Raw genomic sequence first — 14,865 nt, forward strand, 5'->3', positions numbered from 1 at the left:
TTGTCATATTTTTATTGTGATTGACCCTTATTCTGTTCTCCTAACACTGCCCTATCATAAATCAGCTTCTTATAGACATAAAAGTGTTGCTCGATAGCATTTCTGTAGCCCATTTCATCCTTATTCTTGATAAAGTTCAATAAATCGGTGTGAGTTACAATCTTTCCCTTTTTCTCCAGTTCTATATTTATAGCTTCCACCCGTTCCCTCAAATTGGTTTTTACAAAGTTCATAACCGGATGAATGATGCTTTGGAACTGTACAATCGTCTTATTCCCCGTTATTTCGTATAGTTTTGAATGGAAAGTATATTCGCTGAGATTGGCATATTCGTTGTTCCCCAATGCAACGCCTGCATTAACAATCTCTTCCAGTTCCATAATATCCTGCTCTTTAATATTATGAAATATGTCACTACTGATTCCTATCTCCAAGGCAACCCTGAATCCCAAAAGATCGAGAAGTGATTCCTGGCTCATAATACGGGGATCAACCACTCTCTTCATTCCCCCTAAGATGAAAGGCTCAGTTAATATCATTCCACGACGTGTACGGCTTTCAATCATTCCCATCATTTTCAGACGGCTAAGAGCTTCCCGAAGAACACTACGAGCTACCCCCAACGCTGACGACAACTCAATTTCGTTAGGGATAGAATCACCCACTTTCAAGTCCTGACTTCTGAAATAATTCAATAACTTGTCTTCCACTTGGTCTACCAAAGTAATCGACTGCCCATCAATTTTTAAGTTTTCCATATATTAAATCGTGTTATTATTAGTCCTATTAGTATTATTTGTCAGACAAATAAATGGATAATTTTTAATAAAAGCAACATATAAAGAATATATTATTACTTCTTTTATATTTATTAACTTTTAAAGTGTTGCATTTTTGTAAATTGAAGTTACGAAAAGAGTGTATTTTATTGGGAATGAGCGTATGTTAATCGCTCATGATAGTAATAGGTTACGATTTAGTTAGTTATCTGCTGCATTATTCTTCTGCGCGTTGCGTAACCTTCAAAGAACTCTTCGTATGCAAAAGTAACAATAAAACGGGAGATTTTGATATGAATCTCCTTGATTTTTTTCTATCTCATACAAGTTTTTCTGTAAAAGCGGCTTTATTCGTCGGTACACCATCGCCCAAAAGGATTTTGAACGAACGTGTGCCGACTACTGCATAAGCAGAGAAAAGGGCTTTGCCTCACGCCTAAACAACAGTTTAGACTGATGAGGCAAAGCCCATTTCTTTTGTGCTTATGCCAAAGAGGTGCTTTTACGGCTTTTCAGATGATTTTTCTTATTCGCTGTTCCTTTGAGCCGGAAGCGGAAAGCCGTGTATGACCGCTTGTCCATAAATGGAACAAGCCGTCACCCACAGCAGGCAAACAGGGAAGAATGATTTTATCTGCCCGCCCCGACACGTCCGGCCAGACAGATAAAACCATACTTCCTTGCAGGTGGTTTGCCCGGTTTCACGCTACTGGCTATGTCCTTTTTTTGTTGGGGACTTCCTTTTTTCACGGATTTCTCTTTTGAAGTTTTCTGTATAATCTGCCTCTACTTTCGTTTACCTCCATTTTCGCGCCTTTCAGTGAGCCGCATCAGGCAGTCATTTCCGTTCTGGGCGCAAAGGTAATTCCGGGATTTGACGGGAAAGCAAGGTCAAGCCTCCTGTTTTCGGGAAAAATCTCCAGCCCTTTGGGTAGTATTTTTCCCGAAAAACCTTGCATTCCCTAATCCCTACCTTTTTAAGCACCCGAAACGAAAACGACCGATGCGACAGAAAGACGCATTAAAAAAAATGTCGGATAAACAAGAGGCAGATAAGATAGTTTGAAACTCAACTCCCTCAGCTCTTGAATCCGCATTAAAAATAAAAAACAGAACGGATATGGAAACAACAATGGCAACAAAATTCGTGGCTTGGGAAGTGCCGACATTGGAAGCACTGAAAGGCAGTAAGGTTTACATCCTTCGTGAAAAACTGAACAACGGAGGACAGATGAACCGAGAGGAAAAGGATTGGCTTACACGCAACGTGAACAGCAATACTTATTTCAAGAGCGCAGTCCCCTTGCAAGGCTGGAGGTTTGACTTCTCCGATGTACTCCGCACGTTCCTCGTGTGCCAATACGGACATTGGGCGGAATACAAGGCAACGGACAAGACAGGACTTCGCAGATACCTATACGGCAGGATAGATAACATTGTAGAACTTGAAAAATAGCGAGGATATGACAGCAACGGCAGACTTCAGACAAATGGCGCAATACATAGGGCTTGCGATATGCGCCTTAATCGTGCGCACCACCCTTTGGGTGTTCGGCATCCTTTGGGGCATCGTCAGAGAGATAGTAAACGGAGTGTTCCGAGTGGCGATAGGCATAATCGTGGCTATCCTCTCCACAATCGCCTTATTCGGCTTCATCCTTTGGTTATTCACCCTTTAATCTTACCGACAGCGATATGAAAACGACAGACCATTTCAAGAGAACGATACAGATGTATTTGGAGCAACGTGCGGAGGAAGATGCGCTCTTTGCCAAGAACTACCGCAACCCTGCCAAGAACATAGACGATTGTGTGACCTACATTCTGAACTATGTGCAGAAAAGCGGTTGCAACGGCTTCACGGACGGGGAGATATACGGACAAGCCGTACACTACTATGACGAGAACGAGATAGAGGTGGGCAAGCCTATCCAGTGTCAGATAGCCGTGAACCACGTGGTGGAACTCACCGCAGAGGAAAAGGCTGAAGCACGGCAGAACGCTATCCGACAATACCAAGACGAGGAACTCCGCAAGTTGCAGAACCGCAACAAGCCGAGAACCGCCACCAAAGCGACCGCCCAAGAAGTACAACAGCCCTCATTATTTGATTTAGGCTTATGAAACCGAGAACACACATACAGCAGGAAGTCGCACATCTGAGCAAGCGACTACCAAGATTGACCGCCACACAAAAGGCATACGCTTTCCGTCATTGCTTCAAACACTACGCAATCAAGAGAGCGGACGGCACGAACATCTGTACCGAGTGCGGACATTCGTGGAAGAGCGACCACGACCTTGCGGACACCCTTTGCGGATGCACCTGCCCCCATTGCGGTATGCAGTTGGAAGCGTTGCGCACCCGAAAGAGCGTTTTCAGCGAGAATGAATACTTCTCCATTGTCACCACCAGCAAGCAGTACCAAGTGATACGCTTCTTCTTCGTCAAGTCCCGATACAAGGCAGGGCAAGCAGCCGAGTATTCCATCTATGAAGTGGTGCAGAGGTGGATTTCACCCAATGGGAAGACAACGACCGTTGCCCGACTGCGTGGTATGTCAATGTTGTATTACGACCAATGGTCTGAATACAGCGACATGGAGGTACGCAAGAACAACAGACTTCACGCATACGATATAGCACCTATGTGTACCTATCCCCGACAGCGTTTCATCCCCGAACTGAAACGCAACGGCTTCAAGGGGGACTATCACAACACACTGCCGTATGACCTTTTCACGGCTATCCTTTCAGACAGCCGCGCCGAAACACTCTTGAAGGCAGGGCAGTACGCCATGTTGCGCCACTATATCCGCAGTTCCTTTGACATGGAGCGGTATTGGGCATCCGTCAAGATTTGCATCCGCAACGGCTACACCATTTCGGATGGCTCCGTATGGTGCGACACCATAGACCTCCTGCGGCATTTCGGCAAGGACACGAACAGCCCGAAATACGTCTGCCCTGCCGACCTCAAAGCGGAACACGATAAGTTGGTGAGAAAACGCAACCTGCAAAGGGAGCGTGAGCGGACGGAACAGCAACGGCAAAAGGCGATTGAGGACGAGAAGAACTATCTGAAAGCCAAAGGTATCTTCTTCGGGCTTGTGTTCTCCGACAGCCTTATCTGCATCAAGGTCATAGAGAGCGTTGAGGAAATGGCGGAGGAAGGACGGATGATGCACCATTGTGTGGGCGGTTATCACAACAAGGCAAACTCCCTTATCCTATCCGCCACCATTGACGGCAAAAGGATTGAAACGATAGAAGTGTCACTGAAAACGCTGAAAGTGGTACAGAGCAGAGGGGTATGCAATTCCAATACCGAGTACCATGACCGCATCATCCGGCTTGTGGAGGACAATACCGAACTTATCCGTCAGCGGATGAACGCAGCATAACATTAACCTATAATACAGAACAATATGGAAGTAAGATTTGAAAGTATGGTTTGCTTGTGGGACGATAAAATTCCCTCGGTGTTCCTTGAGTTTATGAACCTCCTCACTTTTTGTCAAAGTGAGGAGCAGTTAAGGGCAAGTGTCAAGGACTTTGCCGAGAAGCACGAACTTGACAAGTTCTTCCTTTACGGCTTCGGCTCACACCATTTCTACATGCACCAACGCTACACAAGCAATCCCGAAATGGTGATGCAGAACAGAGTTTTGTCAGTACATTTCTAACCATCTAAAAAAAACAACGATTATGAGTACACGGATGACCATCAACGGAGTAAGCACCTGCACGAAAGCAGGGACAGAGAAATACGAGAAGTTCCAAACAGGCATCGGCAGACGCAAGCGGACACTTGTGCAATACGACTACCGCCACACGGACGGGGAATTGTTCTCTTGTGTGAAACCCACGTTGGACGAGTGCCGAGCCACACGGGACAAGTGGCTGACGGCAAAAAGAGGAAAGGAGGACAAGCAATGAACGAAGCAGGCTACCAAACGCTGATAGTCAAGTTCGGCAAGCCTATCACGGAATTGGACGGCATCTTTGACGATGCCGAAGCGTGGGGAGTGGAAACCCTTAAAGGGTGGATAGAGGACTATGAGAGCAGTCGGTTTACCGCCATTGACAGCCACACGGCAGTCATAACGAGCGAGTACAATATGGAGTGTGTGAAAACATGGTTGGAACGGAACACACCAATAGCCGAGAAAACAGAATTTTGAGCGTTTAGGCGGTGTCCGCACCGCCCGAACATAACACCCAAAGAAGAATGAATATGATAGCAAAGACGATTTTGGAGCAGATAGGTGGCAGACGCTTTGCCGCCATGACGGGAAGCAAAGACTTCATAGACATGGGCAACGGCTTACGCATGAGCCTTGCGAGGAACAAGACGAGTGCCAACCGCCTTGACATCATCTATGATGCAGGGGCAGACCTCTACAATATGCGCTTCTACCGCAGGACGTTCAGTAAAAAGACATTCGAGTGTAAGACGAAGGACATTGAAACGCACGAGGGGATATATTGCGATATGCTGGAGGAAATGTTCACGATGGTGACGGGGCTTTACACCCGTTTTTGAGAGGTGGGCGGCGAAAGCCGCCCTACTTTCTTTCAGTGAGCATGATGGCGGACAAAGAAAGTAGCAAAGAAACCTCTGTGCCAATCTTCGATAAAACCAGTCTTATAAAGATATGATTTGTTCCCAATTGTAATTAGGATTAGAGAAATGTCCGTATATAGAAGTTGGTTGATATATAGGATTCTTTAATTTTAACAACTCAATTATTGCATTAGGTCTAAAATCGAATTTTGATAGAATAAATTGTTTCAATTTTGTAGAATTGGATTCTTTGTCTGTGGAAACATTTAGCATGGTAGGCTGTTCTTCTCCAAACAAATAAGCCACTGCTATTTTGCATTCTTTTTCTAATCCGTTTGCGACTATGTTTTTTGCAACAAATCGAGCCATGTAAGCAGCACTTCTATCTATTTTGCTCGGATCCTTTCCAGAAAAAGCACCTCCGCCATGTGTTACCAAACCGCCATAAGTGTCTATCATTATTTTACGACCAGTTAATCCTGTATCGTTAACAAACCCACCTTTATAAAATTTTGATTTCCTATTTATCTGAATATCTACATTTATACAATCAATCAGTTGAGTTAAAACCTTCTGTTTTATTTCATTTTCAATGAAATCTGGATGAATATTCTCCTTATGCTGTACGTTGATTATCAATTGTTCAAGATTATTTTCGCTAATTGTGACTTGTACTTTCCCATCAGGGAGGAGATAATCTACGCTCTTTCTATACGTATCAATCTCTTTGGCTATTAAATTAGATAAATATACACCATACGGAAGATAATTATATTGATTGTTTATAGCATAACCATACACAATACCTTGGTCGCCAGCTCCACCGTTCATAACAGCATCATTTAGTTGTCTTGATTGTGAAGTCAAAAAGTTCAGTATGTTTAATTTTTCACAATAGCCTATGGATTGATATACATCATTGACAATTTTCTCAATATCAACCCTTTTATTTTGAGTACTAATTTCTCCAGCAACAATTAAATTATTACCACTTCCCAAGCATTCTATTGCTGTATGGGCATTACAATCTTGCATCAAGAAAGCATCCAAAAGAGCATCACTTATTTGGTCGCATATTTTATCGGGATGTCCTTGTAATACACTTTCTGTTGTATATTTGTCTAAATTATCGAATATCATAATTCTGTTTTATACAGCTCCATTCTTCTGTTAATTTATTGTTTAGTTTTTTGTACACAGAATTACTATTCGGAGATTTATTATATGCCAATGTCGTTTCATATTCAAGTACCATATATATAGCATCCTGAATAGTTTTATTTTTAGTTGATTTAGGTGTGCTAAAAATTTGTTTGAATTTATCACACAAATTCTTTAATCTAAAAAAGAATGCTATGTGGTATATCAGTTCTATTAAGAACAATGACGATAAAAATAGTTGCAAGAATGGTATGGCAACGACGTTATCTTTTATTCCGTAGTATGCAAATATCAAAAGCAAACCAAATAGTATTGTGTTCTTTATTGCCATTTTAGGCAACATCACTTTAATGATATTATATGTAAAAAAACAATTCTCATAACAATTAACCAACATTTTATATGGTCCTTTCTCAATAGAATCATTATCGTAATAATTCAAAACTGGCTTTTCCAGCAATTTCGTGCCTAATGAATTGTCGATAAATCCTTTCCGTCTTTCATTAGCAGCCATAGGTTGCATTATAATTTCTACGATTATATATAATATACCATACCCTATAATAGAAATATAATTCAAAACATTAAATAAATTAGCAATCCATTTTATAGAATCTAATGAATGGCTTATACAATTTATTTGGAACGTTTGGAGTAATATTGAACATATGAATGTACTCCAGAGGAATCCATTTTCGATATTGCGCCAAAAAGCAATCGTCTTGTAGCTTATCTCATACGGTAATTGTCTATCCATATCCTTTATTTTTTGCAAAGTTACATGAAAAAAGCGAAACTACTTGAATGAGTCACTTGTAAAATCAAGTACTGACCATCAATTAAAATATTGATATAACATAAACTCCGATAAAGCATCCCCAACTTCATCGGAGTTTATGTTGTCGGACACTTACTTTTTATGGTACATACAGTAGCGCAAACTCCGCCTTTCTCCGTTTGAGCAGCATGGCATGACGTTTACCCTTGTAGTTGCAGAAAGCGATATACTCCCGATAGATGTTCCTATCGCCTGCCTCCAACTTTCGGATCAGCGTGCTTTTGGGTATCTTTCCGCTTCCCAACAGACGGTACGGACCGACATTGTAGGCGAGCGTGGCAAGCAAGAGTTATCCAAACCCCAGCATTATCCTAAAAATATAGTTTTTTATTCTGTAAATCATTCTGTTATAGGATGAATAGGTTTGGATAATACATTCCTATATCTTTGCTAATGGCACTAAAGCCAATAGGAAGAATATGAATATAGCACAGTTAAAATTAAGCCAGAAAAAGTTACTGGACAACCTCGTTTCCCGTGGTTATGACATTCAGTACATCAAAGGAGTAAAATTTGTTTTAAGACTTCTTTTTGAACATGAAGGATGTTTTCATTCGTATGAACAGTTTGCAGAAAAGTTTATCCGTACAAGGGGATATACAAAAGCGACATTGGATCTTAGGATGATGCATTTACGTACTATCCAAGCATATGATGAATTTGGGCACTACCCGGACAAGAAGTCCTTTGTTCCGTTATGCTATCCTTCCAGGTATAATATGCTTAACCCCAGTTTTCGGAAAGTTATAGACATTTATCGGAAGCGTGCCGCAGAACATAAAAAGAAGTCCACAGTAAAAATGGAAACCGATGCCGTTACAATGTTCCTTTTTGAGATGCAAAAGTTCCACGTCTCTTCATTGGATGAAATCAAAGAAGAACATGTTTTGTCCTTTTTCCTTAAAGAAGAACAGCAAAAGCGTTCAAGGACATATTGCGGTCACATAGCGTCAGCCCTTAAAGAGTTGGGGGATTTATACGACATGAAAAAAGTATTAGGTTATTTCCCTGATTTGAAATATGAAAGGAAAAACTTCAACTATCTTAAGGATGATGAAATCAATGTGATAAAAAATGCTTTGTCAGACTCTAACAATATTTTGACTTTCAGGGAAAAAGCTATAGTTTCATTGGCTTTATATACTGGCATAAGAGGATGTGACATTGCCAACTTGAAATTGACAGACATAGATTGGAAGAAGGAACGAGTCAGCTTCGTCCAGGAAAAGACTGGTAATCCGATAGTGTTGCCCCTTCTTCCCCATGTTGGAAACTCATTGTTTGATTACATACGGAATGAACGGGACAATGAGGCCGGATCCGTGTATCTGTTTCCCAACAAGAAGAATACGACAGAAAGGTTGGAGAACAAAAGTATCGGCACCATTGTCAATACAGTCTTTGAGAAACTAAACCTTAGAAAAGGTGAATCCGGGCGTGGAGTCAGCGTATTTCGGCACAACCTCGCCTCTAAATTACTTGGTAAAGGTACCGAGATTAGGGTCATCAGCCATATTTTAGGACATATCTGTTCTTCATCTATAGTCCCATATATAGATGCTGACATCCCTCATCTGAGAGAATGCGGAATCAATATTGAATGTTATCCAATAAGAAAGGAGTTGTTCGAATGAAAACAGATTCACATCTACCCCAATTTGCAGATTTGATGTCTGAATATGTCAATTTCATCTCCGGTATCGGAAAATGTGACTATATAACCCGCATATACCTGAACTCTTTCGCCAAGTACTGTATGAATCATGGCGGAGTGCTGTCGGATGATATTATCTCCGGATGGGCATCAAGGACAGATAAGGAAAGCTATTATACAAACCGTAACAGATGCATTATTTTGAGGCGCTTCATCCGTTATATCCGGTCGAAATATGGGGCACCGTTCAAATTGCCATCATATCCTCCGGATATAAAATACACACCTAAGCCAAAGCGTATTCCTGTTTCAGAACAGCCATACTCTTATTCCGCAATATCCCATATAGTCAAGAAATATGAACTTTACAAAAGAGCTTCTGGGAAATTCAGTAGGCGGACAATGGACAAGATTCGCCGTTTCAATGACTTCTGCGCTCAAAATTATCCGTCAGCCGAAGTTCTTACAGAAGAAATTGTCCTTGATTATTGCAAGAAGAAAAAAACGGAATCCGCAAAGTCATGCAATAACAGAATTGTAGGTGTCAGAGGATTTCTGAAATATGCGAATAGCCGTGGTTTTGTAAATATTCCTCTTCCATCCACCATTCCAAGAGTCAATGTCACATCATTCGAACCACATCCGTTTACTCCAGAAGAGCTTGCAAGATTCTTTAATGAAGCGGACAATCTCGAACCTCCAATAAATTGCCGTGACATGAGGGCTGCGCTTATGAAAGTGGAAGTTCCGGTCTTTTTCCGACTTTTGTACAGTACAGGGATGCGTACAACAGAAGCCCGTCTGCTCAGAGTAGAAGACGTAGACTTGCAATCCGGTGTTATAAATATAAGATACACAAAGAGCATAGATGAACATCGGGTTGCCTTGCACGAATCCATGTGGTCGCTATTGCAGATGTATAATGTCAAAATGGAAAATCTCATGCCCGGAAGAAAGACATTCTTTCCTAACGAGTATGACAAACCATATTCCGGAGAATGGGTAACGGCAAGTTTTAAGAAAGTATGGAAGAAAGTCAGTACGGCACACGCAAGAGCATATGATTTTCGCAGTCACTATGCGGTCGTGAACATAAACGGTTGGGATCACTGCGGCATTGAATGGATGGACAAACTCTTATATCTCAGCCGTTCCATGGGACACCGTTACATTCAAAACACATTATATTATTACAGGCTTGTACCGCTGTTTGCACACCAGTTGGAAAATCTGACAGGATGTGGGTATGAAGAACTTTTGCCTGATTTAAACGACTATTTTGAATATGAAGACTAAAGCAGAACATTCAATTATCGCCGATGCCATCCATGAGTGGCATACGGTCTATCTTCCGTGTATAAGGAATCTGAGCCATAACGCTTTAAAATCATACGGAGAGGGAATGGGAATCTATATAGACTTCCTTGAATCCTCAAAAGGAGTCACATCAAATACCCTTTGTGGGGAATGCTTCCGTAAGGACTGGATTGAAGAATGGATTGCGTGGCTGAAAGAAGTAAGAAAATGCAGCCCGCAAACATGCAATCATCGCCTCTCCATATTGAAAAATTTCCTCCGTTTCCTTGCGCACAAGAAAATCCAATTCATAAAATATGATTGTGATGCCGCTGAAATAAAAAGAATGCAGCAACCTAAAAAACAAGTGGAAGTAATCACAAAAGATACAATCAAACGGATTTTTGCAAGCATCAATACACGTACATTGATAGGTAAGAGGGATTTTGCCTTGTTCAATCTTCTATATAGTACCGGAACAAGAATAGATGAAATATTATCATTGAGGCTGTCGGCACTGCACCTGGATGAAACGAAAGGTTACATTCTTGTTTTGGGTAAAGGGAATAAACAACGTACCATTTATTTGTTGAACAGCATGGTAAGAATACTGAGACATTATGTGAAGTTGTTCCATCCGGCAAATCCGTTACCTTCTGATTTTGTATTTTTCCCCATATATGGCCATGCAAACAAAAAAATCACTTCAGAAGCGATTAGCAAGCGGTTGAAAATGTATGTTAGGATTGCGTCTCAGGGGCTACTTGAAATTCCTGTAGATTTTCATTGCCATAGTTTTCGGCATGCACGGGCTACCCATTGGTTGGAAGACGGTGTAAACTTGGCGCAGATACAAAAACTATTGGGGCATGAGAGCATTGAAACGACAATGAAATACGTAGGAGTTTCATCAGAACAAATGATACAAGCTTTATGCTCTATGGAAGACAATCTGACTTTAGGCGTTGAAAAGAAATATAAGAAAATCAGAAATAAAGATTCATTAGCAACAGTTCTTGGATTGAGATAATACTTAGTAATAAATGAGTGACTGTTCTTGAATAATGGAACAATCACTCTTTATTATCTGCTACCAAAATATAACAATTTACTGATATTCAATATAGTAAAAAGTCAAGTTGGGATAATATTTTGGTTTGGATAACTCTTGTTATCCGAAATTTCGGATAAGAGCAGCGAATCCTTCCCGAACTGCCGGAACATCGCGCAGAACTTCCGCAGGTCTTTCCGCAGAAGCGCGTCCGCCTGCCGCTTCGTCATGGTGCGTGCCGAATACCTTTCGCCCGGCTGCAACCGATGTCCATATCCTACATACGGGTGATGTTTTTCCGAATGCCAGCCCTCAAAATACTTCGTGCATCGTACTGCCCTCTCGAATGGTGGCAGCCGGTAGATAGCCGCCTGCCCGTCCGTTCCCTCATGGCGGCTGTCCCGTGCGGACACGGAACAGACCGTCAGAAGCGAACAGAGGATAGCCATGAATACACGCATCATCGTGTAAGGGGCTTGAAGTTCCCGATGGGGACAACAGTGATAACCCCGTCATCCTTCACGTTTCGGTTGTTGAAGTCAAATTCCAACTCATAGGAGTTGCCGAAATTGTCCTCCACTACCACGATGAAGTTGTGCACCTCCTCACCATCCGCCGTGTAGTACAGCCGGAACTTCTCGTTTTCGAGCAGGTAGCGGTCATTGGGCAGGAACGTGATACCGTTGTCCATTTTCAGCGTTCCTTCTCCCTCGAACTGGAAATACCGGATAGTATAGAGGGTATTGGCGAAGTCGCCCGTCTTTTTCAGCTCACAGCGTATTTCAACCGTCTGTCCCTTCGTCACTTTGTTCGGCACAGGCATAGTTTCCACCGTGAAAGGATAGGATTGCTGGATGTCCATATCGTCGTCACACGAAATAAGCGTGAGCGACACGGCGGCGAACAGGCAGAGTGCCAACGCCTTGAAGATTGATATTCTCTTGTTCTTGTTGTTCAGTATGTTCATTGTCTTTTGATTTATAAGTTATTGTTCATTTCTTTTTTCGTTGTCAGTTGCAGATACTCGTTCAAGTCCTTGCAACCGTCATAGAGGGCGGAACGGTCACAGACACGTTCCCCATAGTGTCCTTTCAGCATTTCCAACGTCCGCCGTCCGGCTTCGTCACGGTCGAGGTAACAGTCTATGCGCCCGTAACCGTCCAGATACCTCATAGCCTTTTCCACATTGGCGACGGAGTTCAGCACAAGGCAGTCGCCCGTTTCCAATCCGAGCGTGACGGCGGAAAGAAAGTCCATGAAGCCCTCGAACACGCTGCACACATCAGCCTGAGAACTTTCCATTTTGACCAGCGACACATCCTTCGGAGGCACGCTGCCTTTGAAAAAACGGCTGCGGATTTCAAAGCCGCCCGCTACGTTCGGAAAACCGACGGCGAAATACCGCTTGCCACGCACACCGTAATTCAGTCGGCAACAATACCGGGATGCAATGCCGTAAGGGATGCCACGTTCCGCCAGATAGTCCGTCAGTGGAGAATGAAGCAGTGGGGCGGTTTCCATACCCTCAAAGGCAGGTTCTGACCGTTTAGGCAGGAAAGTCGGTTTACTCACTTCGGGAACAGGCATAGGCATATTGGCGATTTCCGCTATGAACTTCACTTGTTCCATGAAGTCGTTGCTTCCGATAAACTCCCCGGCAAGCGTGAAGATGTCACCGCCCTTGCCCGTTCCGAAGTCGTACCAAAGCTGTTTTGCCACGTTCACACGGAAAGAGGGCGTGCGCTCATTGCGGTATGGCGCACGATACCACAACTCGTTGCCGCTTCTTCGGACAGGCTCATGTCCTAACCGTGTGAGGAAGTCCGCAAGGGGTATCTGCCTCATGGCGTCGATTTCCGTCCGTTCCATGCAGTGCGTTAGTTAATGATAAACTTGATGCCCACGCCCCACTGCGTATGAAACTTCCTCGTGTCGCCACCCCACAGGCAACGCTCCCGGAGATTGGCAAGCAGAGCAATACGGTCAGCCACGTAAAGCTCCATATCGAGCGTCAGCGCACCACCGTAGATGAAGGCGTCCCGGTCATGGAGCGTGGAGCCGTCATGCAGCACCTTCTCGCCCCAGTTCACTGATTCATATCCGGCAAGAGCCGAAGCCCCTGCATAGACGAACACGATTTTTCGGGCATCGGAAAGTATTTTGAAGTAGTATCCGCCCTCCGCCGTGAACTGCGCCACGGGTATTTTCCCGTCCTTGTAAGGGTTGTTCTTCAACAGGTATTCGCCACCGAACACCCATTTGTTCCCCTTTTTCGTGTAGGTGGAAAGAGCCGCCCCGAAACTGTATCCGCCGTCGTTGCCGCCGGGATTGAAGCCGTCCGCCATATTCGCCCTGACCTCGATGCCCTGCATCTTCGGCAGGCATCGCTGGGCGTGCGCCTGCCCCGTACACAGGGCAAGCGACGCGATGATTATTGCGATGTACTTTCTCATGGTCAGCGCACTTGAAGTTCGTTGATGGTATTGGCACGTACCAAGTCCTCGTTTTCAATCACGAAAGACTGGTGGCGACCTCCGTTCTTCTCGTTGAGTTCCACCACGAGGCATTTGTCATCGGGGATGGTGAACTTCGCCATCGTGAATACCGTGCGCTCGCTCTTCTTGCCCGGCACGAGCGTGGCGTAATTCTGCGCACGGAGCGGCAAGATGATCTGCTCCTGCACGGCGGTACGCTTCGCCACCTTCTTGTCCACGATTTTCCATGTGACGTAGTCCACATCGAAAGGCACGTTGCTCTGGTTCTTTATCTCCGTATGGAAATAGAGCAAACCGTTATGCGTGTAGATACCTTTAAGCAGGTACTGGATGCCGAATCGCTTGCAGCCGATGTGCTTCACCTCGCGCTTGTTCTGCTTGTGGATGGACTTCATGATAAGGCGCACCAGCATCGGGCTTTCGCTACCCAGTTCCTTCAGATAGATTTCCTGCGCGTTGTTCGGGCGGTTTACCTTCTCGCCGTCATGGATGAAGTCGCACATCTCCACGTTGAGCAGCAGCGGTTCGGCTGCATATTTCACGTTGAAGGTATAGAAACTACCGTCCTCCGTTATAACGGACATATTGGTTTCGTTCGGGAAGTTCCTCACGGTAGCTTTCACGCGGATGACGTTCTCCGCTCCGTCGGCTTTGCCCGCAATCAGGTCGGGCGAGCCTAAATCGACATAACGCACTTCCGAGGGGAAAATGACGTGGACGGTCTTGTCGTAGGTCACTTCCAAACCGTGCGGGGGAACCATGCGGTCGAAGGTCAGCTTCTTTGTCAGCCCGTGATACAGGTCGCCGTCCGCCTCCTTCTGCGGATAGACCTCCTTTGTCAAGGTCGGTTGTTGGCTTTGCCTTCCTCCTCCTTGCAAGGCATAGTCAAGCGAGCTTGCCTCTGCTCTCGCTTCATTCGTCGGTTCACTTCCATTGTCCGTTCCAACGGTTACGTTCTCCTGCGCGTTGGTAGTTACGATGCCCATAGCGAGGGCAAACATGATGATTACTTTTCTCATTACTT

18 protein-coding genes and 2 pseudogenes are annotated in these 14,865 nt (G+C 44.0%); 11 read left to right on the forward strand and 9 right to left on the reverse strand.

From position 1 onward, the window contains the following. Window positions 1–11: 11 nt before the first annotated feature. A complete protein-coding gene (locus DXD78_RS13425) occupies window positions 12–758 on the reverse strand; it encodes a FadR/GntR family transcriptional regulator (RefSeq protein WP_005829254.1) in 747 nt (248 codons plus the stop codon). Window positions 759–1,899: 1,141 nt separating this feature from the next. Here DXD78_RS13425 and DXD78_RS13445 point away from each other — a divergent pair. The 8 genes from DXD78_RS13445 to DXD78_RS13480 are packed head-to-tail and all read left to right on the forward strand — an operon-like array spanning window position 1,900 to window position 5,325. Then, window positions 1,900–2,235 carry a molybdenum ABC transporter ATP-binding protein gene (locus DXD78_RS13445; protein WP_117652765.1) on the forward strand — a complete coding sequence of 112 codons (336 nt, stop codon included), beginning with the start codon at window positions 1,900–1,902 and terminating at the stop codon, window positions 2,233–2,235. A 7-nt stretch (window positions 2,236–2,242) separates the two neighbouring features. Next, a complete protein-coding gene (locus DXD78_RS13450) occupies window positions 2,243–2,458 on the forward strand; it encodes a hypothetical protein (protein ID WP_117652766.1) in 216 nt (71 codons plus the stop codon). A gap of 16 nt (window positions 2,459–2,474) precedes the next feature. Next, the gene (locus tag DXD78_RS13455; RefSeq protein WP_117652767.1) at window positions 2,475–2,903 is read left to right on the forward strand and encodes a PcfK-like family protein; all 429 of its coding nucleotides are present in this window, start codon (window positions 2,475–2,477) and stop codon (window positions 2,901–2,903) included. Continuing rightward, entirely contained in the window at window positions 2,900–4,183 is a 1,284-nt protein-coding gene (locus DXD78_RS13460; RefSeq protein ID WP_117652768.1) for a PcfJ domain-containing protein, read from the forward strand. The genes DXD78_RS13455 and DXD78_RS13460 overlap by 4 nt, the downstream gene beginning before the upstream one ends. Before the next feature lie 24 nt (window positions 4,184–4,207). Then, entirely contained in the window at window positions 4,208–4,465 is a 258-nt protein-coding gene (locus DXD78_RS13465) for a hypothetical protein (RefSeq protein ID WP_117652769.1), read from the forward strand. A 22-nt stretch (window positions 4,466–4,487) separates the two neighbouring features. Further along, window positions 4,488–4,718, forward strand: a complete 231-nt coding sequence (locus tag DXD78_RS13470) for a DUF3873 domain-containing protein (protein ID WP_005809176.1) — start codon at window positions 4,488–4,490, stop codon at window positions 4,716–4,718. Next, on the forward strand, window positions 4,658–4,963 hold the full coding sequence (locus tag DXD78_RS13475) for a hypothetical protein (protein WP_080594362.1): 306 nt from the start codon (window positions 4,658–4,660) through the stop codon (window positions 4,961–4,963). The genes DXD78_RS13470 and DXD78_RS13475 overlap by 61 nt, the downstream gene beginning before the upstream one ends. Window positions 4,964–5,016: 53 nt before the next feature. Continuing rightward, window positions 5,017–5,325 (forward strand): hypothetical protein, encoded by a 309-nt coding sequence (locus DXD78_RS13480; protein ID WP_008645427.1) that lies wholly within the window; start codon window positions 5,017–5,019, stop codon window positions 5,323–5,325. A gap of 102 nt (window positions 5,326–5,427) precedes the next feature. On the opposite strand, the gene metK is transcribed toward DXD78_RS13480, so the two are convergent. From metK to DXD78_RS13495, 3 genes and pseudogenes are all read right to left on the reverse strand, one after another. Next, window positions 5,428–6,486, reverse strand: a complete 1,059-nt coding sequence (gene metK, locus DXD78_RS13485; RefSeq protein WP_005809183.1) for a methionine adenosyltransferase — start codon at window positions 6,484–6,486, stop codon at window positions 5,428–5,430. Next, window positions 6,473–7,264 carry a hypothetical protein gene (locus DXD78_RS13490; RefSeq protein ID WP_005809185.1) on the reverse strand — a complete coding sequence of 264 codons (792 nt, stop codon included), beginning with the start codon at window positions 7,262–7,264 and terminating at the stop codon, window positions 6,473–6,475. Before DXD78_RS13490 ends, metK begins: the two co-directional genes overlap by 14 nt. 160 nt (window positions 7,265–7,424) lie before the next feature. Continuing rightward, window positions 7,425–7,634: pseudogene (locus DXD78_RS13495) on the reverse strand (lysozyme); the annotation flags it as partial. 130 nt (window positions 7,635–7,764) lie between these two features. On the opposite strand from DXD78_RS13495, the gene DXD78_RS13500 reads away from it, so the two are divergent. The 3 genes from DXD78_RS13500 (at window position 7,765) to DXD78_RS13510 (ending at window position 11,325) form a co-directional block, all read left to right on the forward strand. Further along, a complete protein-coding gene (locus DXD78_RS13500) occupies window positions 7,765–8,979 on the forward strand; it encodes a tyrosine-type recombinase/integrase (RefSeq protein WP_005642464.1) in 1,215 nt (404 codons plus the stop codon). A gap of 422 nt (window positions 8,980–9,401) precedes the next feature. Then, window positions 9,402–10,295 (forward strand): tyrosine-type recombinase/integrase, encoded by an 894-nt coding sequence (locus DXD78_RS13505; protein WP_158561371.1) that lies wholly within the window; start codon window positions 9,402–9,404, stop codon window positions 10,293–10,295. Then, window positions 10,285–11,325: a tyrosine-type recombinase/integrase gene (locus tag DXD78_RS13510; protein ID WP_005642461.1), complete on the forward strand. Its 1,041-nt coding sequence runs from the start codon at window positions 10,285–10,287 to the stop codon at window positions 11,323–11,325. Before DXD78_RS13505 ends, DXD78_RS13510 begins: the two co-directional genes overlap by 11 nt. Window positions 11,326–11,465: 140 nt before the next feature. On the opposite strand, the pseudogene DXD78_RS13515 reads toward DXD78_RS13510, so the two are convergent. The 5 genes and pseudogenes from DXD78_RS13515 to traN all read right to left on the reverse strand — a co-directional run. After that, a pseudogene (locus tag DXD78_RS13515) lies at window positions 11,466–11,810 on the reverse strand (hypothetical protein); the annotation flags it as partial. Further along, complete coding sequence (locus tag DXD78_RS13520; RefSeq protein ID WP_117652772.1) at window positions 11,807–12,313, reverse strand: DUF3872 domain-containing protein; 507 nt, start codon at window positions 12,311–12,313, stop codon at window positions 11,807–11,809. The pseudogene DXD78_RS13515 and the gene DXD78_RS13520, both read right to left, overlap by 4 nt. 11 nt (window positions 12,314–12,324) lie before the next feature. Continuing rightward, window positions 12,325–13,215 (reverse strand): toprim domain-containing protein, encoded by an 891-nt coding sequence (locus DXD78_RS13525; RefSeq protein WP_117652773.1) that lies wholly within the window; start codon window positions 13,213–13,215, stop codon window positions 12,325–12,327. Window positions 13,216–13,223: 8 nt separating this feature from the next. Further along, window positions 13,224–13,799 carry a conjugal transfer protein TraO gene (locus DXD78_RS13530; RefSeq protein ID WP_005809192.1) on the reverse strand — a complete coding sequence of 192 codons (576 nt, stop codon included), beginning with the start codon at window positions 13,797–13,799 and terminating at the stop codon, window positions 13,224–13,226. A gap of 2 nt (window positions 13,800–13,801) precedes the next feature. Then, window positions 13,802–14,860 (reverse strand): conjugative transposon protein TraN, encoded by a 1,059-nt coding sequence (gene traN / locus DXD78_RS13535; protein WP_117652774.1) that lies wholly within the window; start codon window positions 14,858–14,860, stop codon window positions 13,802–13,804. Window positions 14,861–14,865: the final 5 nt, after the last annotated feature.

Source organism: Bacteroides sp. D20 (genome assembly GCF_003436255.1).
In the GTDB taxonomy this organism is placed as follows: Bacteria; Bacteroidota; Bacteroidia; order Bacteroidales; family Bacteroidaceae; genus Bacteroides; species Bacteroides uniformis.